The following is a 26,695-nucleotide window of genomic DNA, read 5'->3' as shown; positions in this document are numbered from 1 at the left end:
CGACCTCAAGGCGCTTGGCCGAGGGGGTCAGGGAAACTAACCGGTTCAGACCAGGCCGCGCTCGCGCAGGATGGCACCGGCGCCTTCTGCGAACCAGTACGCCTCTTCGATATGCGGCTGCCCGGACAGGATGAAGTGGTCGATGCCCAACGCGTGATACTCCGCGATGCGATCGGCGACCTCGGTGTGGCTACCAACCAGGGCGGTGCCCGCGCCGCCGCGAACCAGGCCGTAACCCGCCCACAGGTTCGGCGAGATCTCGAGGTCGGAGGTGCGGCCTTCGTGCAGAGCCGTCATACGTTGCTGCCCAACGGATTCGGTCCTGGCGAGCACTTGCTGAGCTGATGCGATCCGCTCGTCGCTGATGGCAGCGAGCAGCCGCTCGGCGTGCGCCCAGGCTTCGGCGGAGGTGTCCCTGCTGATGACGTGCAGCCGGATGCCGAACTGCAACTCGCGCCCGTGCGCCGCCGCACGTACCCGAATGCGGTCGAGCCGCTCGGTGATCTGTGCTGGAGTTTCGCCCCACGCCAGGTAGGTGTCCACGTGCCGCGCTGCGACCTCTTCGGCGGCAGGTGAGGCCCCGCCGAAGAAAACCTGCGGTGGGTCCCAGTCGCCGTAATCGATGCGGGCACCGGCGATCCGGTAGTGGTCACCATCCAAGTCGAACGTCGATCCGGTCGGCTGAGCAGAAACCCCGCGTAGCACCGCGAGGAACTCACCGGTGCGGCTATACCGCTCATCGTGTCCGAGGTAGTCGCCGAACCGGGCCTGCTCGACCGGATCGCCACCGGTGACGATGTTCAGCAGCAGCCGGCCGCCGGAGATGCGTTGGAAGGTTGCAGCCTGGTGCGCCGCCAAGGTCGGCGAGATGAAGCCAGGCCTGAAGGCCACCAGGAACTTGAGGCGTGACGTCACCTGCGTCAGCGCCGCGGTGGTGATCCACGCGTCCTCACACCAGGTTCCGGTCGGCGTCAGCACCGCCTCGAAGCCGAGGAGTTCCGCGGTGCGGGCGATTTCGCCGAGGTAGGCAATGGTCGGCGGCCTGATTCTGCCGGTCGACGGACCGACTGACAGGTGTGAGTCGTCGCCGGACCCGACGATTTCGCGGCTGTCGCCGTTTGTGGGTAGGTACCAGTGCAAGTGAATGGTCATCAGAGCCGTGCACTCTGCCATCGGTTGCCGGCGACGACAAGCTAAACAATCAGCGCGATTCAGATCGTCGCCGCAGGAGCCGACCGGCCGCACCCGATCAGATCGCCCCACGCGGTGAACGCTTCGGCATGCCCGGCCGACGAGGATCCGCTGGCGAGGGCCACCAGCCCGGCTGCGGCGCTGCCGATGCCGACACCGCTGCTATTCACCACGCGGACAAGTTCGTCGAACGCCTCGCGTTGCGAACAACCCCGCAACCCGATAAGGACCCCGATGGCGACGTCGATCACCTGACGTGAGGTGTGTTCTTCAGCGCGATAACCCATAGACGCCATGCTGCGCAAGGTACAAGCCGCCGAACAGATTTCCGCGCGAACAGAGAGAAACTACAGTGAGCTGTCCACCAGAGCGTCGGGAATATCGCATCACGCTGATCTGAACCGGTCGGCTTCGGTGCCGCCTGGCTTAGCGTGACCGCATGGTCGACATCGCCCAGCGCTTCAGGCGACTACGTCGCTATGTCGCCGGCGTCGACCTCACGTCAGCTGGGGCCGTCGTCGCGGCGTCCACGGGCGAACCTGCACTGGCATATCAACTTGAACGCATTCGCTTTCAAGCGACCGACGCGACGCGCGACCCCCACCTACATCGGCGCGTTGGCCGGTTGGAATCCACCTGAGCTGTCCGACTCCTCCTCGGCGCGGATGACGTGCACCACCGCGTTGATCAGCGCCAGGTGGGTGAACGCCTGCGGGAAGTTGCCGAGATGCCGTCCAGTGCGCGGCTCGATCTCCTCGGCGTAGAGATGCAACGGGCTGGCGAACGACAGCAGTCGTTCGCACAGGTGCTTGGCCCGGTGGATCTCGCCGATCTCGACCAGTGCGGACACCAGCCAGAACGAGCAGATCGTGAACGTGCCCTCCTCGCCGGACAGGCCGTCGTCGGTCTCCTCGACCCGGTAGCGCAGCACAAGGCCGTCCTCGGTCAGCTCGTCGGCGATCGCCAGCACGGTGGCGCGTATCCGTGGGTCGTCGGGTGGTAGGAACCGGGTGAGAACGGCCAGCAGCAGGGAGGCGTCGAGCGCGTCGTCGCCGTAGCGCTGGGTCAGCACACCACGCGCGTCCACGCCGTTGACCAGGATGTCGGCCTTGATCTCCTCGGCGATTGCGCGCCACTGCTGCGCGTAGGACCGCTCACCCTCGATCTCCGCGAGTTTGGAACCCCGGTCCAGTGCCACCCAGCACATGATCTTGCTCGACGTGAAGTGCTGCGGCTCGCCGCGCACCTCCCAGATGCCGCGGTCGGGTTCGCGCCAGTGTTTGATGGCCTCTTCCACCTGTTGCTTGAGCACCGGCCACAGCGTCTCGGGTATCTGCTCGCGCGATTTGGTGTGCAGGTACACCGAATCCAGCATCGTGCCCCAGATGTCGTGCTGCATCTGGTTGTAAGCGCCGTTGCCGATTCGCACCGGCCGGGCGTTGTCGTAGCCGGACAGGTGACGTAGCTCCTCCTCGACCAGGGTGCGCTCACCGCCGACGGCGTACATGACTTGAAGCGGATGGCGCTCGCCGTTGTTGGCGCCCGACACGTCGGCGATGAACGCGAAGAAGTCGTCGGCCTCGCGATCCAGCCCGAGTGTGTAGAGACCCCACAGCGCGAACGTCGAGTCGCGCACCCAGCCGTAGCGGTAGTCCCAGTTGCGTTCGCCCTGAGGGGTTTCCGGTAGCGAGGTGGTCGGCGCCGCCAGCAGTGCGCCGGTCGGCGAGTAGGTCAGCCCCTTCAGCGTCAGCGCGCTGCGCTGAAGATAGGACCGCCAGGGATGGTCGGGGAAGTCGCCGACATTGATCCACTGCCGCCAGCACTCGCTGGTCTGCCACATTCTGTCGGCAGCCTCGTCATATGTTTGCGGCACAGGGTGTTTCGACCAGCTCAGCGCGACGAAAACGTTGTCGCCTTCCTTCATGCGGGTGCGGGCACGCGCCTCGCGTCCCTCCAGGCCGACCCGCAGGTTGGTGGTCAGCCGCAGCGTCGGATGCGAGTCGGGATCCTTGTTGGCGCGAGCGATCGCCTCGCCGTAGGCCTGGGCCGAGTACTCCCAGCTGGCGCTGACGCGGTGGTAGTCGAAGGAGGGCTCGCACTGCATCACCAGCTCGACAGTGCCGCTCACACAGCGCACGGTGCGCAGCAGGATGTGCTCGGCGTCCCAGTCCATCGGCGTGCGGCGATGCGTACGGGACCGCGACTCGAGGTCGTGCCAGGGGCCCATCACCAGCGCGTCACGGACGATGACCCAGCCGGTGTGGGTCTGCCAGGTCGTCTCCAGGATCAGGCTGCCGGGAAGATAGCGCCGCGCGGCGGGTACGGAGACGCCGTAGGGTCCGAGCCTGAAGTGGCCGGCGCCGCGGTCCAGGATCGCGCCGAACACACTGGGCGAGTCCGGCCGCGGGACGCACAACCATTCGACAGAGCCGGCCGACGAGATCAGGCAGGTGTTCTCACAGTCGGAGAGAAACGCGTAGTCGGCGATCGGCGGAAACGGGTTTCGCAACGCTCCATTCGGCGCGTACGGCACCGGGGCCGTCACGGTCAACGGCGGGGGCCCCGGCGCCTCGCTGGCCTCTTCACTGTGTTGCAGAACCATTCGGACATCATCGACTCCGAACCTGCCCGGCGTCTACTTGACGAGGGGTGTGTCCGGCGTTGCTGGCGCGGCGTCGCGCGCAGGTGGGCAGGCGCTCGCACCGTAGGCTGGCCAGGTGGGCGGCTTCCTCAACTGGTGGGACGGCGTTGAGCTGTGGCTTTCCGGGCTCGGCTTCGTCGCCCAGACCGCGGTCGTGATGCCGGTGGTGCTTGCTCTGGCCTATGGGATCGCGATCCTGCTGGACGGTGCGCTGGGCAACGGGATCCGGCTTCTCCGGAGGGCGCGGCACCAGGATGAGGACGGGGAGTGAGGCGGATGCCCCGGTCTCGGGTCACGTTGGTACTGGTCATCCTCGTGGCGCTGGTGATCGTCATGTGGTTCGTCACTCGTTGACGTCGGCGAAAGCCCCGATCTGAGCAATTAGCCGGACTCTGTTATTCTTCGCGCCATGCGCACAGCGGCCGGCAACAAGAGTGGCCATGTCCTGGTCCTCATTGCCGTGGGGTTCACTGCTGTCGCTGACGTCTGTTGTTGTCGCTGAAGTCACCTCCGTCCGCGGTTTGGTGTCGGTAGCGGCTGTTCCTGTGCCCAGATACTGATCCTTCGCCTTGCCGTCGTGGCGGACTCACCCGTTCGTCTCGTCCACGCAAGGAAGGCCATCAATGAAGATCCGCAAAGCCTGGCTCAATGCCGCCGTGCTCGCTACCACCGCGACACTGCTCGCGGCGTGCGGCGGGGGCTCCAGTGACGTCGCCGGTGGCGGCGATCAGCCGGCCGCCGACACCACCTTGACACTCGTCGCCTACGCGGTGCCCGAGCCGGGTTGGAGCAAGATCATTCCGGCGTTTGCCGGCACCCCGGAAGGCAAGGGTGTCGCCGTGACGACCTCGTACGGTGCCTCCGGTGACCAGTCGCGAGCCGTGCAGGATGGCAAGCCCGCCGACATCGTCAACTTCTCGGTCGAGCCGGACGTCACTCGCCTGGTGAAGGCCGACAAGGTGGCCAAGGACTGGAACGCCGACGCCACCAAGGGCATCCCCTTCGGTTCCGTGGTTTCGCTCGTTGTCCGCAAGGGCAATCCGAAGAACATCAAAGACTGGGATGACCTGCTGCAGCCCGGGCTCGAGGTGGTCACGCCGAGCCCGCTGAGTTCCGGCTCGGCCAAGTGGAACCTGTTGGCGCCTTACGCCGCCAAGAGTGATGGCGGCAAGAACGGGCAGGCCGGACTCGACTACATCACCAAGCTTGTCACCGAGCACGTCAAGACGCGACCCGGTTCGGGCCGCGAAGCCACCGACGTATTCCTTCAGGGAACCGGCGATGTGCTGATCAGCTACGAGAACGAGGCGATCAATGTCGAGCGGCAGGGCAAGCCTGTCGAGCACATCAACGCGCCGCAGACCTTCAAGATCGAGAACCCGGTCGCGGTCGTCACGTCGAGCGCCCACGCGGACAAGGCCAATGCGTTGAAGAACTTCCTCTACACCCCTGAGGGGCAGAAGGTCTGGGCACAGGCAGGGTTCCGGCCGGTCGACCCGTCGGTCGCTGAGGACTTCGCAAACGACTTCCCGACGCCGCAGAAGCTGTGGACCATCGCTGATCTCGGCGGGTGGAGCTCGGTGGATCCCGCGCTCTTCGATAAGGAGAACGGGTCCATCACGAAGATCTACAAGCAGGCGACTGGATGACGGTTGGGCTCAACCCCGAGGCGACCCGGCCCGAACTGACCGATGGTGAGGGCCGGGCGCCCGGGCTGTTCGAGAGGCGGTATGGCACGACGTCGCTGCGGGTCGGTGCGGCGTCGATCTGGCTGAGCGTCATCGTGCTGCTGCCGCTCGCCGCAATTCTGTGGCAGGCGGCCGGTGGTGGCTGGAGTGCCTTCTGGTCGACGGTCACATCGAAGGCGGCCGTCGAGTCGTTCCGGGTGACACTCACGGTCTCGATCGGCGTGAGCCTAATCAATCTCGTCTTCGGATTGCTGGTGGCGTGGGTACTCACCCGCGACTACTTCCCCGGTAAGCGCCTCGTCGACTCGGTGATTGACCTGCCGTTCGCACTACCGACAATCGTCGCGAGCCTGGTCATGCTGGCGCTCTACGGCCCGAACAGTCCGGTGGACCTTCACCTGCAGCACACCAAGTGGGGCATCGGGGTGGCGCTGTTGTTCGTAACGCTGCCGTTCGTGGTGCGCTCGGTGCAGCCGGTGTTGTTGGAGCTCGACCGGGAGACCGAGGAGGCCGCCGCCTCGCTCGGCGCCAACAACTGGACGATCTTCACCAAGGTCGTCCTTCCCGCGCTGCTGCCGTCATTGCTGTCCGGAGCGGGACTGGCCTTCTCCAGAGCGATCGGCGAGTTCGGCTCTGTCGTGTTGATCGGCGGGGCGGTGCCGGGAGAGACGGAAGTGTCGTCGCAGTGGATCCGGACGCTGATCGAGAATGACGACCGAACCGGCGCCGCTGCTATTTCCATTGTGCTGCTGGTGATCTCATTCGTGGTCCTGTTCATCCTGCGTGCCATCGGGTCGCGGGCGGCCAGACGTGAGGAGTTGGCGCGATGACACTGTCACCCGTTGTGCGCCATCTGCTGCGCTACCTTGCGCTCGCCTACGTCGTCATCCTGGTGATCGTGCCGGTGGCGTTGATTCTGTGGCGTACCTTCCAGCCCGGAATCGGGGCTTTCTTCGAATCGATCACCACGCCGGCGGCGCTGTCGGCACTGCAATTGTCGCTGCTCGTCGTGGCGATCGTGGTCCCGCTGAACGTGATCTTCGGTGTGCCGACCGCTCTAGTATTGGCGCGCAACAGGTTTCGCGGCAAGAGCGCACTGCAGGCGGTTATCGACCTGCCGTTCGCCGTTTCACCGGTCGTCGTCGGCGTCGCGTTGATCCTGCTCTGGGGCTCGGCCGGGCTGTTCGGGTTCGTCGAGAACAACCTCGGCTTCAAAATCATCTTCGGTATTCCGGGCATCGTGCTGGCGAGCATCTTCGTGACGGTTCCGTTCGTGATCCGGGAAGTCGAACCCGTGCTGCACGAGATCGGCACCGATCAGGAGGAGGCGGCCGCCACGCTGGGATCGCAGTGGTGGCAGACCTTCTGGCGGGTCACGCTGCCGTCGATCCGGTGGGGCCTGACCTACGGCATCGTCCTGACGATCGCGCGCACGCTCGGTGAATTCGGTGCGGTCATCATGGTGTCGTCCAACCTGCCGGGAACCTCGCAGACTCTCACACTGCTGGTCGCGGACCGGTACACCCGCGGCGCGGAGTACGGCGCATACGCCGTGTCCACGCTGCTGATGACTGTGGCTGTGCTCGTCCTGATCGTTCAGGTCGTTTTGGACGCCCGACGTGCGCGGCAGACCAAGGCATAGGAGAACTGGGAATGACCGACGCAATCATCGTGCGAGGTGCGAACAAGCACTATGGCGACTTCGCCGCGCTGGACAACGTCGACTTCGTGGTGCCGGACGGCTCGCTGACGGCGCTTTTGGGTCCCAGCGGCTCGGGTAAGTCCACGCTGTTGCGCGCGATCGCGGGCCTGGATCAGCCCGATACCGGAACGGTCACGATCAACGGCAAGGATGTGACGAACGTGCCGCCGCAGCGGCGCGGTATCGGCTTCGTCTTCCAGCACTATGCGGCCTTCAAGCATTTGACCGTCCGCGACAACGTCGCGTTCGGTCTCAAGATCCGTAAGCGCCCGAAGGCGGAAGTCAAAGAAAAAGTCGACAACCTACTGGAAGTGGTGGGACTCGCCGGTTTTCAGACCCGTTATCCCAACCAGCTGTCGGGCGGTCAGCGCCAACGCATGGCGTTGGCGCGCGCGCTCGCGGTCGATCCGCAGGTGTTGCTGCTCGATGAGCCGTTCGGTGCGCTCGACGCGAAGGTGCGTGACGATCTGCGCGCGTGGCTGCGTCGGCTGCACGACGAGGTGCACGTCACGACGGTGCTCGTCACGCACGACCAGGCGGAGGCGCTCGACGTCGCCGACCGGATCGCCGTCCTCAACAAGGGCCGTATCGAGCAGGTCGGCTCGCCGACAGAGGTGTACGACACCCCGGCCAACGCCTTCGTGATGTCCTTCCTTGGGGCGGTGTCCTCGCTCAACGGCACGTTGGTGCGGCCACACGACATCCGCGTGGGTCGCAATCCCGACATGGCGATCGCCAACACCGACGATTCGGTGCAGAGCACCGGCGTGCTGAAGGCCACGATCGATCGAATCGTCACACTGGGCTTCGAGATTCGCGTCGAGCTGACCGCGGCATCGAACAACGTCGGTTTCACCGCGCAGATCACCCGCGGTGACGCCGAGGCACTCGGACTGAAAGAGGGCGACATCGTCTATGTCCGCGCCACGCGGGTGCCTTCGCTGCCGGGCGGCGCCGACCTGCCCAAGGTCGACGACAACGAGGCGCTGACCAACGCCTGACCTTGATCAGCGGGACTACAAGCGGGGCTAGAAGTAGCCGTTGGCGGGCGGCCGCGTCCCATTGACGGCGTAATTGCCTGCCGCATACGCCTTGTACGCCAGCGGGCTGTGCCCGGCGATCGTGCGCGCATTCCGCCAGTGCCGGTCCAGGTTCAGCGCCCGCGCGGTCGCCGATGCGCCGCCGGTGTCGAAAAGTCGCTGGGCGGCCGAGATCGTCAGCCGCTCCGCGACCAACTGTGCCCCGGCCACGGCGACGGCGACGTGGGCGACCACGTCGGGGTCGCTCTGCCTGCCCTCGTCGACAAGGTGATCGATGGCGTCGGCGGCCGTCAACACGATGGCTTCGGCCGACGTCGCCGCAGCCGAGATCTCGCCGACGGCTTCCAACACGAACGGGTCGGTGGCTGCGCTGTCCGCCACCGAATGTGACGCCGGGCGCGCCTTCGTGCGCACGTATTCGACGGCGTCGTCGAACACCGCGTATGCGATGCCCACTGCCACCGACGCCAGATACAGCTGCAGGAAAGCTGTCGCGTGCCCCAGGGTGTTGCCGTCGGATACGGTGACGACCTCGTGGGGATGCACCTCGACGTCGGTGAATGCCGTTCCGCCGCTGGCGGTGGTGCGCTGACCGAATCCGTCCCAGTCGTCGAACAAGTCAACTCCGGGACGGTCCGCCGGTATGATCGCCTGCACGTCGCGACCGTCTGCATCCAGCGCCGACACCGCGATGACGTCGGCGAAAAGCGTGCCGGTGGAATAGAACTTGTAACCGTTGAGCCGCAAGACCCCGTCGGTGTCGGGCAGCACCTTGGTGTCGGCACTCGACGGGGCCTTGCCCGCCGCATCCGTGATGGCGTTTCCGACGATGAGGCCCGCGTAGACGCGCGGAAACCATTCCTTCGCCTCTTGCCGCGTGGCCCTGTTGCTGAGCAGCCGCTCGGAGAAGCCGAAGTGGGACCGAAGGGCCTGTGCCACATTCGAACTGCCGCGACCGATCTGGATCACAGCCGACAGCACATCACGTGCCTTCCCGCCGGGGCCGCCGAACTCGGTTGGCACACGAAGATTGAGCACACCGGTCCGCCAGATCGACTCGACGGCCTCGTACTGCAGTATCCGCCCGCGCTCGGCGGCGGCGTCGTCTCGACGGAGTGCGGCGACGACCTCGGGTAGCCGCGCGAGTCGGTCTTCGACCGACCCGTCAAGCGGGCGACCGGAGAACGACTTTCGGGGTGCGACGGCGTCGCGTGTGACAGTCATGTCGGCTCCCAGCGTCAACGGAAATGGGGAATGATTCTGTCGGCGAACCGGTCCACCTCGGCCTCGATGGGCTGGAACTGGAGCATGAATAGCTCGACTCCGGCGTCATGGAAAGCCTCGATGCGCTCGATCACCTGGTCGTAGCTGCCGACCAGACCGGCGAGGGTACCGCCGTTGGAGCCGATTCGTTTGGTGCCCGACAGCACTTTGTACATCTGAGTGTCCGGATCGGTGCCACCGGAGATCTCGGGCCGGCTCTCGGCATCCGACAGCGACTGCAGGTAGCTAAGTTCGGCGGCGGCCTCCGCCTCGGTCTCGCGGGCGATCACGAAGGCGGACAGGCCGAATCGCAGCGGTGCACCGTCTCGAGGTCTCGCACGCAGGTCCTCGATGACCGCGACCGTGTCGGCGAACGGGCGGCCGTTGATGAAGAAGACATCGGCGGTTTCGGCGGCAAGTGCGCGGCCGGGTTCGGATTCGCCGCCGACGTACAACAGCGGCGGCCTGGGCGGTAGCGGCCGGACCAGCGCGGGCTGGCCGTCGCGGTCCCCGATTGCGACGTGTTTGCCCGCCCACAACTCGGTGACGATTCTGATCCATTTCATGGAGTAGGCGTACCGGTCATCGTGATCGAGCGGGTCGAGACCCAACCCCTCCAACTCGGGCAGGAACCACCCGGTGACGAGGTTGACCGCGAGTCGTCCGTCGGCGATGTCGGCGATGTTGGCGGCGATCTTCGCGAACACCAACGGGTTGAACAGCAGTGGTTTGACCGCACCGATCAACTCGATGGATGAGGTGGCCTCCGCCAACGCAGCTATGGTCGACCACGTCTCGAGTACGTCGTCTTCGGTGTTGCTGGGATGAATCACGTGTTCTGCCAACAACGTCGAATCGAAGCCGGCCCGCTCGGCGCGCAACAGCAGGTCGCGCGTCCGCCGGTAGCCGGCGTCTGGCGCGTCGCGCGGATGAGACCGGGCGCCGTGATTGCCGTATACCGGCGCCCACACGCCGAACCGCGGAGCGGTCACGAGCGGCTCAGGTAGCGCCGGCGTTCCCAGTCGCTGACTTCGGTGGAGAACTCCGCCCACTCGCTGCGGGCCAACGAGGCGAAGTCGACAACCGAGTCGGCTCCTAGTATCTCCAGGATGGTGTCGTCACGAGTGGCCAGTTCGATTGCCACACCCAGTGATTCAGGCAACCGAACCCCTTCGGTGTAGAGGTTTCCGCCAAGGGCGGCCGGCGGCGTGCGTTCGGCTTCCAGCCCCGCGACGACCGCTGCCAGGGCCGATGCGATCAGCCAGTAGGGGTTCGCGTCCGCGGCGCCGCTGCGCAATTCGATCCGGGTGGCGGCGGGATCGGGTTCGATCAGCGATCGCACAGCGGCGCTGCGGTTGTCTCGGCTCCAGGTAACCGTCGCAGGCGCGAACGAGTCCCGGGTGAACCGCCGGTAGGCGTTGACCGAATGCGCGCCGAACAGCGTGATCGACGGGAGATGCTCGAGCAGTCCCGCGATGGCATGCAGGGTCAGTGCGTTTTCGGCGCCGCCGTCGGGCGCGAAGGCCGGCTTGCCACCACGCCACAGCGAGATGTGCAGGTGCTGCGAGCTTCCCGAATGTTCGGTGAAGGGCTTGGGCATGAAGCTGGCGATCTTGCCGTGTCTGCGTGCGACCTCTTTGGCGGCGTATTTCAGCCGGGCGGCGTCGTCCGCCGCTTCCAGCGCGTCGGTGTAGACCAGGTTCGTCTCGATCTGACCGGGACCGTATTCGGTCTGGATGCCCTCCAATGCCGTGAACGCGCTCAACGTTTCGTACAGGTCGGCGAGTATCGGATCGAGAGCGTTGGCGTTCTCGAGCGAATAAGCGTGGATGTCTTCCTGAAACGCAGAGCCGTCCGGGTTGAGGAGGTAGAGCTCGAACTCGACGCCGACCTTGGCGGTGAAGCCCAGCGCGGAAAGGCGCGCCAGCACCTTCTTCAGTACGGCGCGGGGATCAAGAAGTGACGGACGGCGGTCGTGCGCGACGATATCGGAGATCACGTGGCCGACCCGGGGACGCCACGGCAACGGCCGGTAGGTCGAGAAGTCTGGAACGGCGTACACGTCGGGGTAGCCGCCGCTCCAATTCGTCAGCCGCAGCGAGTCGATCACCGTGCCGGCGGTATCCCATCCCAGAGATGCTTCGCAGAAGGCGAATCCGGTGCCGAGAGCCCGGATCGAGAACTGCGATGCCGGGATTCGTTTGCCCTGCGCGTGACCGAACGGATCACTCCACGCGATCTCGATTTCGGCCAGCGACCCATCTATCAGCCCGTTCCGCAGTTCTTGCTCGGGAGCTGATCGAACCCGGTTGTCGCTCGACGTCGAATTTACGGTGTGTGTCACTGCCGTGATACCGCTTTGTCGCCGACTCGGGTACCGACGACCGCACCCGCCGCGAACGCGATGACGAGCAGACCGACGATCGACCAGCCCAGCGCGGTGGATCCACCGACGAGGCCTTCGAGGTTGATCACGATGAGCACCAGCCCTGCCGCCAGCCCAACCAGTCCCAGTGCGGGCGCGATACGCACCCGCCACTGCGAGTAGCCGCGACGGTCCTTGGCGAAGAACACCAGCACGGCCACCGATGTGGCGATCAGCAGGACGACGAACCCAACCGTGGTCGCGCCGGCGAACCAGGTGTAGAACTGGGCCGCAGGGTCGAGGTCGAACACCACGGCCGCGATGATGCTGACGGCGACCACACCCGAAATCCACAGCGAGGCCTGATGTGGTGAGCCGTGCCGGTCGTGCGGGCGACTCAACGACTCGGGCAGCACGTCGCGCTGAGAGAGGGCGAACACATACCGCGACGCCACGTTGTGGAACGACAGGATGCACGCGAACAGGCTGGTGAAGTAGAGCACCGTGATGATGTCGGTGCCGACGACACCGATGTAGCGCTGCGCGGTGTCAGCGAGGAAGGTGGAGCCGGAATCCGTTGCCCGACTCAATGCTTCGTCGTCGCCCCAGCCCGAGATCAGTGCCCAGCTGGTCACCGCGTAGAAGGCGCCGATCAGGATCAGCGCGACGTAGGTGGCGCGCGTAATGGTGCGGTCCGGCGTGCGGGCCTCGTCCCGGAAGATCGCGGTGGCCTCGAAGCCGACGTAGCTGATCAGCGCGAACAGCAGCCCGATACCCAGCGAGCCGGAGAAGATGGCGCTCGGGTTGATGACTCCGTTGGACAAACCGTGGTCACCACCCTGGAAGACGATGACCGCATCCAGCACCACCACGATCGCGATCTCGGCGGTCAGCAGCACGGCCAGCACCTTGCTGGACAGCTCGATGTTGCGGTAGCCGACGAACGTCGTGGCGGCGAATGCCACCGCCGCGAACACCCACCAGGGCAGAGCCGGGCCGCCGAACAGTTCGACGATGACTCCGCCCGCCGGACCCAGCAGGCCGTAGACGCCTGCCTCGATCGCTACGTAGCTGACGAGCGCGACGAACGCGATACCGATACCGGCCGGAAAACCCAGCGACTTGCGGACGTAGGAGAAGAACGCCCCCGCGTCCTCCACATACGGTGTGAGCGCGGTGAATCCGACCGCGAAGAACAGCAGGATGACCGTGGAGACCACGAACGTGGCAGGGAACCCGGCGCCGTTGCCCGATGCGATGCCCAGTGGCACGACGCCGCCGATCACGCCGAGCGGCGCGGCGGCGGCCACCACCATGAAGACGATGGACGCCACGCCGAGGTTGCCGCGGAGTTTGCGTGTCGGACCTGTACCTGGCGGCTCGTCCCTCAAAGCGTCAGGTGCGGCGGTGATTTCGGACATGCGGGGACCATCCTTCGATGGGGCAGTCGGTGGGCTAACGGAACCGTAGGACTGAACGACGGTGCAGGACCACATCTGGAGTCATCATGAGTCTTACTAGGCTGCGGCGGCCTTGACGGCACGGCCGACTTCGGTACGCAGGTCTGCGTATTCCGGTGAGCGGCGCAGTTCGTCGGCGTCGACGTCGCCGCGCGGCAGATCCACCGGAAGATCGAGCGCCACCTGCCCGGGCCGACGTGTCAGCACCACGATGCGCGATCCGAGGAACGCCGCCTCGTCGGCGCTGTGTGTGACGAACACCGTGGTACGGCCGGATTCGGCGCTGACCTGACGGACGTCCTCCTGCAACCGTTCCCGCGTCAAGGCGTCGAGCGCCGCAAAGGGTTCGTCGAGGAGGAACAGCGGCGTCTCGGCGGCCAACGCCCGTGCGATCGCGACGCGCTGTTGCTGGCCGCCGCTGATCTCCCAGATCTTGCGGTCGGCAGTGCCTTCCAGGCCCACCCGCTCGAGCAGTTGCGTGCCGCGTTCAGTGCGGCGCTCCCGAGGCACCTTGGCGTATTTGAGGGCCAGGTCGATGTTGCCGCCGACCGTCCGCCACGGGAAAAGCCGCGGTTGTTGGAACACCACACCCGCGGTCACGCCCGGTGTCGGAGGGCTGCCCGACACCTGTACGGAGCCCTCGCTGGGCGCCTCGAAGCCGGCGAGTAACCGAAGCAACGTGCTCTTACCGCATCCCGAGGCGCCGACGAGTACCAGGAACGAACCCGGTTCGACGGTCAGGTCGACCGGTCCGAGCGCGGTGACCTCGGCGCGCCCGCGGCCGTACCGATGCGACACATCGCTGATGCGAATCGCCCCCGCATGCCGGCGATCGGTTGCGTTCTTGAGCTCACTGACTGAGGACACCCGGCAGTCCCTTCGTGTAGACCGCGTCCTGGAAGGTCTTCAACGGCGCCGCCGCCGGAATCTGCTTCTGGTCGGCGAGGAACTGCGAGGCGCTCTGCAGATTGACCGCGATGTTGCCCGGCTTGCCATCGGAGCCAAGCCATTCCGGCGATGCGACCTCTTCCGGTGTCAGGTAAACGCCCTGCTTGAGTTGTCCGGCGGTCTCTTGCGGCGACAAGCCGATCTCGGCCGCGATGGCGCTGGCGGCGGCGTCGGGATCGTTTTTGATCGTCGTGAGCGCGCGGGCCTCCTGCTGACGCCAGATGTCTACGACCTCAGGATGCGCGGACGCGAAATCGTCGGCGACCGCGGCCAGGTCCAGCGTCGGCTTGCCGTCTCGGGCCAGCTGGCGGCTGGTGATCAGATCCTTGCCGCCCTTACGCAGATCGTCCAGCGTCGGCAGCCAGGTGTAGGCGGCGTCGATGTCGCCTCGTTCCCACGCCGCGAGAATGGCCTGAGGCTGAAGGTCGACGAGCGCAACATCGCTGAGCGACAGCTTGTTCTGCGACAGCGCAGCGAGAAGGCTGTAGTGCGCCGTCGAGGCGAACGGTGTGGCGATGCGCTTACCGCGCAGCTGTGCGATGGAGTCGATACCGGTGCCGTTGCGGGCCACCAACGCCTCGTTGTCGCCGGCCACGTCGAGCACGAACGCGACCTTGTAGGGGATGTTCAGCGGTTCCGACAGTCCGCGGGCCACCGGGCTTGAACCCAGCGCGCCGAAGTCGAGTTCCTTGGCGATGAATGCGGTGTTGACGTCCGCGCCGGAGTCGAACTTGATCCACTTGATGTTGTAATCCGGCAGCGCCTTCTCCAGCCACTTGTTGTTCTTCACGACGAGGTCGCCGCTGGGAAAGCTCTGGTAACCAATGCGAATCGTCGGCCTGTCGGCCTGCTGACCGGGTTGGTCCACCGAGCAGCCGGCCAACGCCAACGTCGTCACTGCCAGTGCCGCGAGAAGAGCGCGTCTGAGTGTCGCCGCCCGAGCCGCTCGGATGAAATTCATCTAGATTTTTCCTCTCCAGGGGACGGCACGCCGTTCGATGGCGCGAAGTAGACCGTCGATCACCAGGCCGGAGATCCCGATGGCGAAGATGCCGACCAGAACGACGGGGGTGTTGTTGTAGTTGCTGGCGTCCTTGACAAGGCCGCCGATACCGGGGATGCCGTTGAAGAGTTCGGCGGCGACGACCGAGGAGTAGGCCATGCCGACCGCGAGCCGGATGCCGGTGAACGTTTCCGGAAGGGCCGACGGAACGACGACGTCTCGGATGGTCTGGCGGCGCGACGCGCCGAGGGCACGGGCGGCCTCCTGCAAGCCGACGGGTGCGGCGACGACGGCTGCGGTGGTCGCGACGGCGGCGGGCGGCAGCGCGGCCAGCGCGAGCAGCGTGACCTTCGGTGCCTCGTCGATGCCGAGCCAGATGACAAGCAGGAAGAAGTAGGCCAGCGGCGGCAGCGCGCGCAGGAACGTCAGCCACGGTTCGAGCACGCTGCGCACCCAGCTGACCGAGCCCATGACGAGGCCGAGCAGTACGCCGAGCAGTACGCCGATGACCACGCCCGCCAGCACGCGGCGCAACGTCATGTACAGGTGCTCCCACAGCAGGTAGCCCGCATAACCGCGGACGCCGTCGTGTGTTGTCGAGACGGCGATGAACGCCCGCCACACCGTGCCCGGGTAAGGCACGAACGTCTGGTTCCAGATGCCGCTCGCCGCGGCGACCTGCCACACGATGAAGAAGACGATCAGCGACAGCACCGGTAGCGCGGCGCGTGCGAGCCTGCCGCGCCACTTGGCTATGGGAGCGGCCGTTGCCGGCGAGTCGACGTGCGGCTCGGTGGGGGCGATATCGATGAAAACCGACACTGTTCACGACTTCCTGTTGCTGAGACAAAGCGAAGAGGGTTCAGCCACAACAGGAGTCATCAGAGGGCGCGGTAGTCACCCGATATTGGTACCGGCTGGGAGTTGTCTGGAGGATATTCAGGCTCAGCGAGAATTTATTGCCGGCTGCGAAACCTGGCTGAGCAGCAACGAAGACCCGCCGAATGTGCGGTTTCGTCCGCAACACTGCGGATGAGCGTACGAAAGCGCTCCGTCGAAGCGACTGAGTACTACGCGACGCGGCGTGCAGCCGCGACGGTGTCGAAGCGATCAAGCACGGTCTCGGCGACCAACCGGTGCGGACCGAGTGGCTCGGCCATCGACATCCCGTGCGCTCGCGCGAAGACCGCGACGCGGTCGGTGATCCGACCATGGGCGAGGAACCACGGCGCGATGATCAATCGGGTCGCGCCACGGTCACGCAGAACCTCGGCGGCTTCCGGAAGCGTGGGATGCGGTCCGGTGGCGAATGCGGTAGTCGCCGCCCAATTGGTATGCGGCACGAGATAATCGGCGACCGCGGCGGTGCGCGCATTGGCCTGCGGGCGCGACGAGCCCACTGCGGTAACGAGAACGCCGACGCTGGGATCCAGCCGGGACACGCCTGCATGCGTCAGCCGCTGCCGCAGCACCGCGACGAGGCGGTCGTCCTCGCCGAGGACGTCGGCCTGCCGCGCCGACGACCCCGAATCGCGGATCATGGCGGGGATGTCGACGCGGGCGTGGTAGGCGTCGGCGAGCAACAGTGGCACCACGACGGCGTCGCGGCCGGCGAACGCAAGGACGTCACGGAGATTGGGGGAGTTCTGTTCGCAGAACGCCACCCGCACATCGACGCCCCGGCGGACCCTTCGGACGGTGCGCGCGAGTTCGCACACCGACGCCGCGGACCTCGGGTCCGCGCTGCCGTGCGCCGTCAGGACGAGTGTCACGAAGCGTGCAACCCGCATTCCGTCTTGGCTGTGCCCGCCCAGCGGCCGCTGCGCGGATCGGCGCCTTCGACCGGTTTGGCCGTGCACGGTGCGCATCCGATCGACGGATAGCCCTCGAACACAAGGGGATTGACCAGAACGTCGTTGGCGTCGATATAGGCCTGCATGTCTTCGTCGGTCCACGCCGCGATGGGATTGATCTTGACCAGGTTGAAGGCCCTGTCCCAACTGACCAACGGCGCATTGGCCCTCGTCGGCGCCTCGACCCGACGTATCCCGGTCACCCAGGCCGAGTAATTCTGCAGAGCCTTGCCCAAAGGTTCGACCTTGCGCATCCGGCAGCACTCGTTGGGCTCGCGGGCGAACAGGTCCTTGCCGAACAGCTGGTCCTGCCTGGCGACGCTGTTCTCGGCCGTCACGTTGACGATGTTGACGTCGTAAACGGCTTCGACGGCGTCGCGGGTGCCGATGGTCTCCACGAAGTGGTAGCCGGTGTCCAGGAACAGGATGTCGACGCCCGGCCGCACCTTGGCCGCCAGATCGACGAGCACCGCGTCCTGCATGTTCGACGCCACCACATAATCGCCGCCGAAATTCTCGTCCGTCCAGCGCAGCAGGTCCTCCGCGCCTGCGCCCTCGAGGTCGACCGCGCCGCGTTCGGCCAGCTGCTGCAAGTCTGTCTCGGTCATCGTCACCTCAGTGCTCGTCTCTTCGCGCAAGCGCTCATCGAAGGTCCGCCTCGTCTGCTCTCAGTGCCCACGTTGCGAAACGCTCTCCGTGCTCGCGTTGTTTCACGAAATTGCGAACGACGCGATCGATGTAGTCGCCCAGCTCAGACGAGAGCACCTTGTGCTGACGCAACTTGCGGCCGAACCCACTGTCCAGGCCCAGGCTTCCGCCCAGATGCACCTGGAATCCCTCGACCGGTCCGTCGCCGTCGTCGACCATCTGGCCCTTGAAGCCGATGTCGGCGACCTGGATGCGTGCGCACGAGTTCGGGCAGCCGTTGATGTTAATGGTGATCGGCACGTCCAGCTGGGCGTTGATGTCCTCGAGCCGCTTCTCCAGCTCGGGCACCAGCACCTGGGACCGTTTGCGGGTCTCGGCGAAGGACAGCTTGCAGAACTCGATGCCGGTGCAGGCCATCAAGTTGCGGCGCCAGTGTGACGGCTTCGATGGGAGCCCGAGCGCATCGAGGCCTGCGACCAGCTCATCGACCTTGTCGTCGGGCACGTCGAGAACGATCAGCTTCTGATAGGGGGTGAAGCGAATGCGGTCAGAGCCGATGCTCTCGGCCAGATCGGCCACCTTCGACAGGATGGTTCCGGACACCCGGCCCGCGATGGGCGCGACGCCGACGGCGTTGCGGCCGTTCTTGAGCTTCTGCACGCCGACGTGGTCGATCGTGTGAACGACCGGATCGGGCGCGGGGCCGTCGATCAATTTGCGGCCGAGGTACTCATCCTCGAGCACCTGGCGGAACTTTTCGACACCCCAGTCCTTGATCAGGAACTTCAGCCGGGCCTTCGCCCTCAGCCGGCGGTAGCCGTAGTCGCGGAACGCCGACACCACGGCCTCCCAGACGTCGGGCACCTCGTCCAGGGGCACCCACGCGCCCAGTCGTTGACCGAGCATGGGGTTGGTCGACAGGCCGCCGCCCACCCACACATCCAGGCCGGGGCCGTGCTCGGGATGGTTGACGCCGATGAACGCGACGTCGTTGACCTCGTGGCAGACGTCCTGCAGGCCGGACACCGCGGTCTTGAACTTACGCGGCAGGTTCGAGTACTCCGGCTTGCCGATGTAGCGACGCACGATTTCGTCGATGGCCGGGGTCGCGTCGAGCACCTCGTCGACAGAATCACCGGCCAGCGGCGATCCGAGCACCACACGCGGGCAGTCGCCGCACGCCTCGGTCGTCTGCAGGCCGACCTCGTCGAGTCGCCGCCAGATCTCCGGGACGTTCTCGATGTCGATCCAGTGGTATTGCACGTTCTCGCGGTCGGAGATGTCGGCGGTGTCGCGGGCGAACTCCGTCGAAATCTCGCCGAGCGTGCGCAGCGCCGTCGTGGACAGTGCGCCACCGTCGCAGCGCACCCGCATCATGAAGTACGAGTCCTCGAGCATGTCGGTGTTCTCGTCACCGGTCCACGTGCCGTCGTAGCCGGGTTTGCGCTGGGTGTAGAGACCCCACCAGCGCATCCGGCCGCGAAGGTCCTGCTTGTCGATGCTGTCGAAGCCCTTGTGGGCGTAAATATTCTCGATGCGGGCGCGGACGTTGAGCGGGTTGTCGTCCTTCTTGACCTGCTCGTTGGGGTTCAGGGGCTCGCGGTAGCCGAGCTTCCACTGGCCTTCACCCCTGCGCTTGGCCGGCTTCGCCGGCTTGGCGGTGGTCATCTGATGTGGCTCCTATCGGGAGCCGGCCTTCGGGCGCGCTGTTCACCGGGGGCTGTCCGGCGGCGCAGATCCGGCGGCCAGCTGAAGTACTGGTGGGCAGGTCTACGACTTCAAGGCAGACAACAAGAGGTACAGACGCGCTTGTAGTCGACATGCCGCCGTGCCACCAGCGATACGCGGTGGGGGAAGATGCGGGCGGCGGTCACGGCCCCAATTGTGCCACGGACATCGACACATGCCCTAAACGGGCCAGATTTGCGCTCAGGGTGAGCAAAAGGCCTCTGCAAAACTGGTTGTGTGACCGTTCGAACCCAGCCAGTCGACCTGCCCTGCCGAGCGCCGACGGGGGGCAGCCCGTTCGGCCTCTATATCCACGTGCCGTTCTGCGCCACCCGTTGCGGATACTGCGACTTCAACACCTATACGCCGGCCGAGCTGGGCGGCGTGAACGCCCGCGCGGACGAGAGGAGCACCGAATCAGATCGCTGGCTGGTCGCCCTGCGGGCCGAGCTCGCCGAGGCCGCGGTCCGGCTCGGTGCGGCTCCGCCCGTGCAGACGGTGTTCGTCGGCGGAGGAACGCCGTCGCTGCTCGGCGGCGCAGGCCTGACCCGGGTGCTGGAATCGGTCAGGGAGCACTTCGTTCTGGCGCGCGAGGCCGAGGTCACCACCGAGGCGAATCCGGAGTCGACGTCTCCGGAACTCTTCGCGCAGCTGCGCGCCGCCGGCTACACGCGGGTGTCGCTCGGCATGCAGTCGGTGGCGCCACATGTGCTGGCGGTGCTCGATCGGGTGCATTCGCCGGGCCGGGCGCCTGCGGCAGCGCGCGAGGCTCTTGCGGCGGGGTTCGATCACGTCAACATCGACCTCATCTACGGCACCCCTGGGGAGACCGACGACGACCTTCTGCGGTCGATCGACGCCGCTGTGGAAGGAGGCGTTGATCACATCTCGGCGTATGCGCTGACCGTCGAGCAAGGCACGGCGATGGGCCGTCGGGTGCGCCGCGGCGAGATGTCGCCGACCGATGACGACGTGATGGCACATCGCTACGAGCTTGCCGACCGACGACTGCGTGCAGCCGGTTTCGACTGGTATGAGGTGTCCAACTGGTGCACGCCGGGTGGCGAGTGCAGACACAACATGGGCTACTGGGACGGCGGCGAGTGGTGGGGCGCAGGGCCGGGGGCGCACGGCTACGTCGGATCGACCCGGTGGTGGAATATCAAGCACCCCAACGCATATGCGCAGGCCCTGGCCGAAGGGCGGCTTCCGGTGGCCGATTTCGAACAGCTCGACGCCGTCGCGACGCACACCGAGGACGTGATGCTGCGGCTGCGGTTGCGACACGGATTGTCGGCCGATTCTCTCAGCGATCGCGAACGCGACCGCGCGCAGATCGCCATCGGCGACGGGTTGCTGAGGGTTGAAGCCGAGCAGCTGGTGCTCACCGACCGCGGCCGACTTCTGGCCGACGCTGTCGTGCGCACCGTGCTCGACTGAGCCACACATCGTAACGATTTCCGCGTTCTGTCTCGTATTCACAAGTTAATTCACAGCGGATGCCAAGGGCGCGCGCGGAGCATGTGCGGGGTGACCGATCCCGAGCAGTCCGCAATCCTGCGGGCGACTCATGACGCACACAGGCAGGCGCTGTTGCGCTATGTTCTGCGGCTCACCCGGGGCGACATGGCGTTCGCAGAGGACGTCGTGCAGGAATCGCTTCTGCGGCTTTGGCGTAAACCCGACCTGATGCGGCAGTGCACCGACGGGGTCAGGGCCTGGCTGTTCACCGTCGCCCGCAACCAGGTGATCGACGATCGCCGAAGTGCGGGATATGCGCGGGAATTGCAGACGGAGTCGGTTCCCCAACGGCGCTCGCCGGACGAGATCGGTCCCGCTTTCGACAAGTGTCTCGTGTTGGATGCGCTGATGTCCTTGTCGGCCGACCATCGCGTTGCGATCGTTCGTGCCTACTATCTCGGCCAGACGGTGGCCACCATCGCCGAATACGAACGGATTCCGGAGGGGACCGTCAAATCCCGGCTTCATTACGCGCTGCACGCACTGAGAAACGCCTTGCAGGAAACGGGCGCTGTCTGTTGATCGCGGACGACATCGGCGATTGGGACGCGGCCTATCTTCTGGGCGCCCTGAGTCTCGAGGACCAGTGCACCTACGAGGCCTTTATTGGCGCGAAACCGGAGCGGGCCGCGGTGCTGAGCGAGTTGGCCAGCCTGCTGGGCAGGCTCAGCGTGCTGAGCCGCGACGAAGCGCTCGTCCTGATCTAGCGCTAGCCCGCGGCGAAGCGGGACTCACGAGCGGTCGGCAATCCCGAAGTGCGGTGGCAGTAGCGTCGGTTCATGGCTTTCGACCCCGGCGCTATCGCCCGAGCTTTTTCCGAGCATCGGTTCGACGAGGCGGTCGGCTTTCTCGCCAAGGATGTCCGCTGGACGATCGTGGGCTACATGGTCCTGGAGGGGGCCGATGCCGTCCGGCAGACCTGCCGCGAGACCGCGGCCAGCCTCGAAGACACCACAACAACCTACGACCGCTGTGTGGTGGCGGCTGGGGCGGACGTTGTTGCGGTCGACACCTTTGCGCGTTACAGCGGCCCCGGTGGCGTGACGGCGGTCGCCAGTTGCGACATCTACGAATTCGTGGGCGATGAGATCACCGCGATCACGTCCTATGCGGTCGAGGTGGACCCTGAATCCGCCGGCTCGCAGCCGCCGCCTCGGGACACGTCTTGAGGGCATCCCGACAGAGTCAGATTTTCCGGTTCTCCGACTTCAACATCCAGGCGGCCTTCTCAAAGCTGTCGATCATCTGGTGCAGGAGATCGGCGGTGGACGGGTCTTCTGAGTCCACCTCGTCGTGGACGAACCGCATGGTGCCGACGGTGGCGTAGATCCGGGTGGTGATGAGATCGACCGTTTCCGTGGTGCTGAGTTCCGCCCGCGAGATGGCGGGCAGTGTGGTGGACGCGGCGACGGTGTCGGAGCTGCCGTCGGGCACCGCGTTGAGCGACCGCATACGCTCGGCAATGGTGTCACTGGCTTCGCGTGCGGTGTCGACGATTTCGTCGAGTTGCAGGTGCAGATCCCGGAAGTTGGTGCCGACGAGATTCCAATGGGCCTGTTTACCCTGTAGATGCAGCTCGATGAGATCGACTAGAACCTTCTGTAGGTTCAGCGGAAGGCTGCGCGGGGCGTCGAACTCCCGGACCTGATCATCGGTCAGACGGCGTGAAGTAGTCATTGCATCTCCGTTCTAGTCATGGTTGTGGAAAGCCAATGATGCTGGCGCACAACGTTTCATGGTGTTCTTTTGGCTGCCAGGCGTGGCCCGTGACCGCTACCGGCCGTGTCCGCCCCCGCCCCCGCCGCCGTGAAAGCCGCCGCCGCCGAAGCCGCCACCGCCGAAGCCGCCGTGAAAACCACCGCCGTAGCCGAGCAGAAAGCCCTCGCCTCCGTAGGGATCGTAGCTAACCGGGGGTGGGGAGTCGTTGATCCCGGCGTCGCCGGCTGTATCACAAATGCTGCCGGAGACTCCGGCGTCGCAGGCCCCGTGCGGAGCCGCAGCCGGAGCCGGAGCGGCCGCGGCGATCGGGGCGGCGGCGATCGCCACCGCGGCAGCTCCCGCCGCCAACAGTGGTGCGATGTAATTCAGTTTGATCCTCAAGGTCGTGCTCCTCAATGGTTGGGCCCTGATCAGGCTCATTCCAGGATTTCGCAGTACCGAGTCCGCGTCATCACGGATGCCACCCAAACCTGTTTCCCCCCAGCTGCAATCAGCCCATGGCCGCCAAGGGCCAAGGCGCCTCACCGACTCGGACGCGCGTAATCCCCTCGTCCTGGTCGGATGAATGTTTGCTTCTGGCCGGTCATGCAGGGGGTGCTGACCAGAATGTTCAGTGGGTGCCAGCGGGGACGACAGTGACCACCCGGAAATGCAAGCTTGGTGGGAAGCGATTTCGGCGCTACCGAGGCATTCGCGAGGAAACGAGAGGTGTAACGATGTGGGAGGACCAGACCGGCGCGATGATCTGCGCCGAATCGCCGTTCAAAGCCGAAGCCACGCGTAGTCCCCACCCATCGGGGCGCTGGTCGTTCGTCGTCGATGCCGCAGTGGGGCCGCTAAGCGTTACCGCTCAATTGGGATTCCGCCGCAACAAGCGGACTCTGGCTGTCGCCGGCAACACGGCACAGGACCTAGTTTCACCGTCGCACCGATCCAATCTGGGAGAGATGATATGAGCAATGTTCCTGTAATCGGACTAAACAACGGAAACCACATCCCGCAGATGGGTTTTGGTGTCTTTCAGATAGCGCCAGAGAGAACCGCTGAAGCGGTGAAGGCTGCTGTCGAGATCGGGTACCGGCACATTGACACAGCAGAGATGTACGGAAACGAGAAGGGGGTCGGCCAGGGTGTCCGCGACGCCGGATTGGACCGCGCCGATGTCTTCATCACGAGCAAGCTCAACAATGGCTTCCACAAGCCCGACGATGCGCGACGTGCGTTCGAAAACACGCTGAACGCGCTTGGATCCGACTACGTGGATCTGTTTCTCATCCACTGGCCGCTGCCGACGCTATATGGCGGTAACTTCGTCTCGACCTGGAATGTCCTCGAGGAGTTCGCCAAGGAGGGACGCGCCCGCAGCATCGGAGTGTCGAACTTCCAGCCCGCACATCTGGACAGACTGGCAGCGGAGTCCGACACCGTACCCGCGGTCAACCAGATCGAGGCCCACCCGTATTTCACCAACGATGAGGTCCGCGCGTACGGACGAAAGCATGGCATCGCGACCGAGGCGTGGTCGCCGATCGCTCAGGGAAGGGTGCTCGGTGACCCGGTCGTTGAGCGAATCGCAGACGCCATAGACCGGTCACCCGCACAGGTCGTGCTGCGGTGGCACATACAACGGGGCGACATCGTGTTCCCGAAATCTGTATCGCCGGCTCGGATGAAGTCCAATTTCGAACTGTTCGACTTCGAACTGCACAACTCCGCAATGGACGCGATCTCAGCCCTCGATCACGGCGAATCCGGTAGAACCGGCCCCAACCCCGACATGTTCGACTACATACCCAAGTAACGGTGATCGTCGGCCGATCGAGAGCCACGCAACGCGGACGAACGGGATTCCGGTGACCGACATAAGACCCCCTATTGCGGGGGATCGGCTCGTTGAGGGTGAGCCGGGCCGGCCGGCCGGGGTCCACGCGGGCGATCCAGCGGATGAACCGCGAGAGAACGGCGGCTTTGAGTGCGGGTCACCAGCTTCGCCCGCGACGGCAGCACCGCTCGGTGTACGGCTACCGGGCCTTGGCCTACAACACGCCTCGCGGCAGCGTATTCGGCTACATGCCCGAGCTGAATGTGCTGTGCGCCATCGCCGACCACAGCGCGCAGAGCGGACAACCGTTGACCAACACCTGATCGTCGAGGTCAGCCCAGCGGCTCCGGCGACCTGATCAGTAATCAACTGCGCCCAGCGGGCACGCGTGATCTACCGTCCGGGCAGAATGCCGCCGCCGATGGCGAGTTCGTACCCGCCGTAAGGATCGAAGGTAACGGGTGGCGGCGCGTCGTTGATCTATGCATTGTCGGGCGACTGGCACACGGTTGCCGATGCACGTGCGGAGCAGGAGTTTTCGGTGGCTGCGGCGGCGGGTGCGGCGAGAACCGCCACGGCGGCCGCGGTGGCTCCGAACAGCGCTGCGATGTATGTCAGTTTCGTATGCATGATTTGCTCCTGTCACGGGGGCCTAATCTGGCCTGATTCCACGGTGTTCCTCGAGCGGCCGCATGTCGTCCCCGCTGCCCCCATGGACGTACCCGCTAACTGGACGGTTTCCCCGCGCCGGACAGCGGCTCTGACGACTGCTGTCCCTGATCGGTGCCGAGCAAGACTTGCGCGGTACGGGCAGTCCCCGATGGGTCGAGATAATCCACGGTGATTGCGGTGCCGGGCGCCTTCGTCAGCACTACGCTGGCCAATGCGTCAGCGTTGTCGATCAGTTGATCGTCGACCTTCGTAACCAATGCGCCTGCGGGCAGGCCGGCCGCCGCCGCGGGTCCGCCGCTCGAGACCTCGACGATCCGGGCGCCGTTTGCATTTCCGTCGTCAGCAAGCCGCGCACCGAGAAACCCATGAGAGGCAGTGCCGGTGTGGATGAGTTCATCGGCGATGCGTTTGGCCTCGTCGACGGGAATCGCGAAACCAAGGCCGGTCGAACCGCTTTCGGTGGATGGGGCGCCAAGCGACGCGTTCGCCGAGTTCATTCCGATGAGCTGGCCGTTCGCATTCACCAAGGCCCCGCCCGAGTTGCCGGGGTTGAGCGGGGCGTCGGTCTGGATGGCGTCGATCGCCGTGGCCTGATTCGTTGAACCGGAAGCGGTAGACACCGGCCGGTCCAAAGCGCTGATGATGCCCGCTGTGACGGTGCCGTCCAAACCCAGCGGCGAACCCACCGCCACGACCTGCTGGCCGACGCGAAGGTCGGTTGACGAGCCGAAGGTAATCGGGGTGAGTCCAGACGTTCCGTCGGCCCTCACAACGGCAATGTCGCACGTTGGATCGGTGGCGACGACGGTGAAGGGCGCGGTGCGGCCATCGGCGAACGTCACGATGGTGTGCACGCCGCCCGGGGCGGCCGGAGCGGGCTGCTGTGCGGCCGACACGACATGAGCATTGGTCATGATCAGCCCGTCGGCGGTCATGACGATGCCCGAGCCCACGTCAGCGTGACTGCCCAGATCTGTCTGCAGTTTGGCGATGCTGGGCACAACCCTTGCGGCAACCTGCTCGATCGAATCGGTGCGAAGGCTCGCCGGCCCGGACGCGGCCACCGGGACCGTCGCCACGGTGCTCCTTGCGGCCGGTTGCGGATACAGGTCTAGGGCGGCCGCTCCGCCGATACCAGCGGACACCACCGCGATCGCCAGCGCAGCGGCGAAGAGTGCCACGCCTCGGGAACGCTTGTGCGGCTGCTGATCTGGGCTTCTTCGACCTTGTTTGCGATGCGAATGCCTCGGCTGAGTGGTCATGTCGCTGCGGTCCTTCGCTGTAGGAAGCGTGAACATGCTTCTAGAATCGCGTTTGTCGGTGCCTGGTGTCGCTAGCGCTGGCGTCCATCGCCACCTCCTGCCAGCGGCAAATTAGCGATACCTGCCAGCTGCAATGAGTCACCCCGATCGCTGCGATCGACACCCGCGC

The 26,695-nt window shown here is 65.5% G+C and carries 30 protein-coding genes; 12 read left to right on the top strand and 18 right to left on the bottom strand.

The window, feature by feature from the left end; all coding sequences use genetic code 11:
* Window positions 1-45 precede the first annotated feature (45 nt).
* From QOC76_RS06570 to QOC76_RS06560, 3 genes are all read right to left on the bottom strand, one after another.
* Complete coding sequence (locus QOC76_RS06570) at window positions 46-1,152, bottom strand: LLM class flavin-dependent oxidoreductase (RefSeq protein ID WP_526355408.1); 1,107 nt, start codon at window positions 1,150-1,152, stop codon at window positions 46-48.
* Window positions 1,153-1,211: 59 nt separating this feature from the next.
* Window positions 1,212-1,478, bottom strand: coding sequence for an ANTAR domain-containing protein (locus tag QOC76_RS06565; RefSeq protein WP_526355468.1), 267 nt, complete (start codon window positions 1,476-1,478; stop codon window positions 1,212-1,214).
* 317 nt (window positions 1,479-1,795) lie between these two features.
* Window positions 1,796-3,793 carry a glycoside hydrolase family 15 protein gene (locus QOC76_RS06560; RefSeq protein WP_526355406.1) on the bottom strand — a complete coding sequence of 666 codons (1,998 nt, stop codon included), beginning with the start codon at window positions 3,791-3,793 and terminating at the stop codon, window positions 1,796-1,798.
* 115 nt (window positions 3,794-3,908) lie between these two features.
* Between QOC76_RS06560 and QOC76_RS06555 the strand changes: the two genes are divergently transcribed.
* The 6 genes from QOC76_RS06555 (at window position 3,909) to QOC76_RS06530 (ending at window position 8,223) form a co-directional block, all read left to right on the top strand.
* Window positions 3,909-4,103, top strand: a complete 195-nt coding sequence (locus tag QOC76_RS06555) for a hypothetical protein (protein WP_526355404.1) — start codon at window positions 3,909-3,911, stop codon at window positions 4,101-4,103.
* A gap of 138 nt (window positions 4,104-4,241) precedes the next feature.
* Window positions 4,242-4,334 (top strand): Ms4533A family Cys-rich leader peptide, encoded by a 93-nt coding sequence (locus tag QOC76_RS06550; RefSeq protein WP_526355402.1) that lies wholly within the window; start codon window positions 4,242-4,244, stop codon window positions 4,332-4,334.
* 121 nt (window positions 4,335-4,455) lie between these two features.
* Window positions 4,456-5,481: a sulfate ABC transporter substrate-binding protein gene (locus QOC76_RS06545; RefSeq protein WP_526355400.1), complete on the top strand. Its 1,026-nt coding sequence runs from the start codon at window positions 4,456-4,458 to the stop codon at window positions 5,479-5,481.
* Entirely contained in the window at window positions 5,478-6,350 is an 873-nt protein-coding gene (gene cysT, locus QOC76_RS06540) for a sulfate ABC transporter permease subunit CysT (RefSeq protein WP_526355398.1), read from the top strand. Before QOC76_RS06545 ends, cysT begins: the two co-directional genes overlap by 4 nt.
* Complete coding sequence (cysW, locus tag QOC76_RS06535; RefSeq protein WP_526355396.1) at window positions 6,347-7,162, top strand: sulfate ABC transporter permease subunit CysW; 816 nt, start codon at window positions 6,347-6,349, stop codon at window positions 7,160-7,162. Before cysT ends, cysW begins: the two co-directional genes overlap by 4 nt.
* Before the next feature lie 11 nt (window positions 7,163-7,173).
* A complete protein-coding gene (locus QOC76_RS06530) occupies window positions 7,174-8,223 on the top strand; it encodes a sulfate/molybdate ABC transporter ATP-binding protein (protein ID WP_526355394.1) in 1,050 nt (349 codons plus the stop codon).
* Window positions 8,224-8,250: 27 nt separating this feature from the next.
* Here QOC76_RS06530 and QOC76_RS06525 read toward each other — a convergent pair whose 3' ends face one another.
* The 11 genes from QOC76_RS06525 to QOC76_RS06475 form a co-directional block, all read right to left on the bottom strand.
* Complete coding sequence (locus QOC76_RS06525; RefSeq protein WP_526355392.1) at window positions 8,251-9,486, bottom strand: acyl-CoA dehydrogenase family protein; 1,236 nt, start codon at window positions 9,484-9,486, stop codon at window positions 8,251-8,253.
* A 14-nt stretch (window positions 9,487-9,500) separates the two neighbouring features.
* Window positions 9,501-10,517 carry an LLM class flavin-dependent oxidoreductase gene (locus tag QOC76_RS06520; protein WP_526355390.1) on the bottom strand — a complete coding sequence of 339 codons (1,017 nt, stop codon included), beginning with the start codon at window positions 10,515-10,517 and terminating at the stop codon, window positions 9,501-9,503.
* Entirely contained in the window at window positions 10,514-11,869 is a 1,356-nt protein-coding gene (locus QOC76_RS06515) for a glutamine synthetase family protein (RefSeq protein ID WP_526355388.1), read from the bottom strand. The genes QOC76_RS06520 and QOC76_RS06515 overlap by 4 nt, the downstream gene beginning before the upstream one ends.
* On the bottom strand, window positions 11,866-13,311 hold the full coding sequence (locus QOC76_RS06510; protein WP_526355386.1) for an amino acid permease: 1,446 nt from the start codon (window positions 13,309-13,311) through the stop codon (window positions 11,866-11,868). Before QOC76_RS06510 ends, QOC76_RS06515 begins: the two co-directional genes overlap by 4 nt.
* Before the next feature lie 96 nt (window positions 13,312-13,407).
* Window positions 13,408-14,217 carry an ABC transporter ATP-binding protein gene (locus QOC76_RS06505; RefSeq protein ID WP_526355384.1) on the bottom strand — a complete coding sequence of 270 codons (810 nt, stop codon included), beginning with the start codon at window positions 14,215-14,217 and terminating at the stop codon, window positions 13,408-13,410.
* Window positions 14,201-15,259: a taurine ABC transporter substrate-binding protein gene (locus QOC76_RS06500; protein WP_526355382.1), complete on the bottom strand. Its 1,059-nt coding sequence runs from the start codon at window positions 15,257-15,259 to the stop codon at window positions 14,201-14,203. The genes QOC76_RS06505 and QOC76_RS06500 overlap by 17 nt, the downstream gene beginning before the upstream one ends.
* Window positions 15,260-16,123 (bottom strand): ABC transporter permease, encoded by an 864-nt coding sequence (locus tag QOC76_RS06495; RefSeq protein WP_526355380.1) that lies wholly within the window; start codon window positions 16,121-16,123, stop codon window positions 15,260-15,262.
* 248 nt (window positions 16,124-16,371) lie between these two features.
* On the bottom strand, window positions 16,372-17,091 hold the full coding sequence (locus QOC76_RS06490; RefSeq protein ID WP_526355378.1) for a sirohydrochlorin chelatase: 720 nt from the start codon (window positions 17,089-17,091) through the stop codon (window positions 16,372-16,374).
* Window positions 17,070-17,762, bottom strand: coding sequence for a phosphoadenylyl-sulfate reductase (locus QOC76_RS06485; RefSeq protein ID WP_526355376.1), 693 nt, complete (start codon window positions 17,760-17,762; stop codon window positions 17,070-17,072). The genes QOC76_RS06490 and QOC76_RS06485 overlap by 22 nt, the downstream gene beginning before the upstream one ends.
* A gap of 34 nt (window positions 17,763-17,796) precedes the next feature.
* Window positions 17,797-19,470: a nitrite/sulfite reductase gene (locus QOC76_RS06480; RefSeq protein ID WP_526355374.1), complete on the bottom strand. Its 1,674-nt coding sequence runs from the start codon at window positions 19,468-19,470 to the stop codon at window positions 17,797-17,799.
* A gap of 110 nt (window positions 19,471-19,580) precedes the next feature.
* Entirely contained in the window at window positions 19,581-19,676 is a 96-nt protein-coding gene (locus QOC76_RS06475) for an Ms4527A family Cys-rich leader peptide (protein WP_526355372.1), read from the bottom strand.
* A gap of 91 nt (window positions 19,677-19,767) precedes the next feature.
* On the opposite strand from QOC76_RS06475, the gene hemW reads away from it, so the two are divergent.
* The 4 genes from hemW (at window position 19,768) to QOC76_RS06455 (ending at window position 22,220) form a co-directional block, all read left to right on the top strand.
* The gene (gene hemW, locus QOC76_RS06470) at window positions 19,768-20,970 is read left to right on the top strand and encodes a radical SAM family heme chaperone HemW (protein WP_526355370.1); all 1,203 of its coding nucleotides are present in this window, start codon (window positions 19,768-19,770) and stop codon (window positions 20,968-20,970) included.
* Window positions 20,971-21,051: 81 nt separating this feature from the next.
* Window positions 21,052-21,573 carry an RNA polymerase sigma factor gene (locus tag QOC76_RS06465; RefSeq protein ID WP_526355368.1) on the top strand — a complete coding sequence of 174 codons (522 nt, stop codon included), beginning with the start codon at window positions 21,052-21,054 and terminating at the stop codon, window positions 21,571-21,573.
* Entirely contained in the window at window positions 21,570-21,758 is a 189-nt protein-coding gene (locus QOC76_RS06460) for a hypothetical protein (RefSeq protein WP_526355366.1), read from the top strand. Before QOC76_RS06465 ends, QOC76_RS06460 begins: the two co-directional genes overlap by 4 nt.
* Window positions 21,759-21,830: 72 nt before the next feature.
* Entirely contained in the window at window positions 21,831-22,220 is a 390-nt protein-coding gene (locus tag QOC76_RS06455; protein WP_526355364.1) for a nuclear transport factor 2 family protein, read from the top strand.
* Between the two features lie 16 nt (window positions 22,221-22,236).
* Here the strand turns inward: QOC76_RS06455 and QOC76_RS06450 are convergent, their stop codons facing one another.
* Together QOC76_RS06450 and QOC76_RS06445 are read right to left on the bottom strand one after the other, a co-directional pair.
* A complete protein-coding gene (locus QOC76_RS06450) occupies window positions 22,237-22,728 on the bottom strand; it encodes a Dps family protein (protein WP_526355362.1) in 492 nt (163 codons plus the stop codon).
* A gap of 96 nt (window positions 22,729-22,824) precedes the next feature.
* Entirely contained in the window at window positions 22,825-23,151 is a 327-nt protein-coding gene (locus tag QOC76_RS06445) for a hypothetical protein (protein ID WP_526355360.1), read from the bottom strand.
* A 571-nt stretch (window positions 23,152-23,722) separates the two neighbouring features.
* Between QOC76_RS06445 and QOC76_RS06440 the strand changes: the two genes are divergently transcribed.
* On the top strand, window positions 23,723-24,571 hold the full coding sequence (locus QOC76_RS06440) for an aldo/keto reductase (protein WP_526355358.1): 849 nt from the start codon (window positions 23,723-23,725) through the stop codon (window positions 24,569-24,571).
* A gap of 143 nt (window positions 24,572-24,714) precedes the next feature.
* Window positions 24,715-24,915, top strand: a complete 201-nt coding sequence (locus tag QOC76_RS06435; protein ID WP_526355356.1) for a hypothetical protein — start codon at window positions 24,715-24,717, stop codon at window positions 24,913-24,915.
* Window positions 24,916-25,072: 157 nt separating this feature from the next.
* Here QOC76_RS06435 and QOC76_RS06430 read toward each other — a convergent pair whose 3' ends face one another.
* Window positions 25,073-25,222 carry a hypothetical protein gene (locus tag QOC76_RS06430; protein WP_526355354.1) on the bottom strand — a complete coding sequence of 50 codons (150 nt, stop codon included), beginning with the start codon at window positions 25,220-25,222 and terminating at the stop codon, window positions 25,073-25,075.
* A gap of 95 nt (window positions 25,223-25,317) precedes the next feature.
* Complete coding sequence (locus QOC76_RS06425; RefSeq protein ID WP_526355352.1) at window positions 25,318-26,445, bottom strand: S1C family serine protease; 1,128 nt, start codon at window positions 26,443-26,445, stop codon at window positions 25,318-25,320.
* Window positions 26,446-26,695: the final 250 nt, after the last annotated feature.

It is taken from the genome of Mycobacterium sp., from assembly GCF_032159565.1.
Taxonomy (GTDB): domain Bacteria; phylum Actinomycetota; class Actinomycetes; order Mycobacteriales; family Mycobacteriaceae; genus Mycobacterium.
Note: the sequence above shows the minus strand (reverse complement) of the source record. Positions and strands in the feature narration are given on the sequence as shown.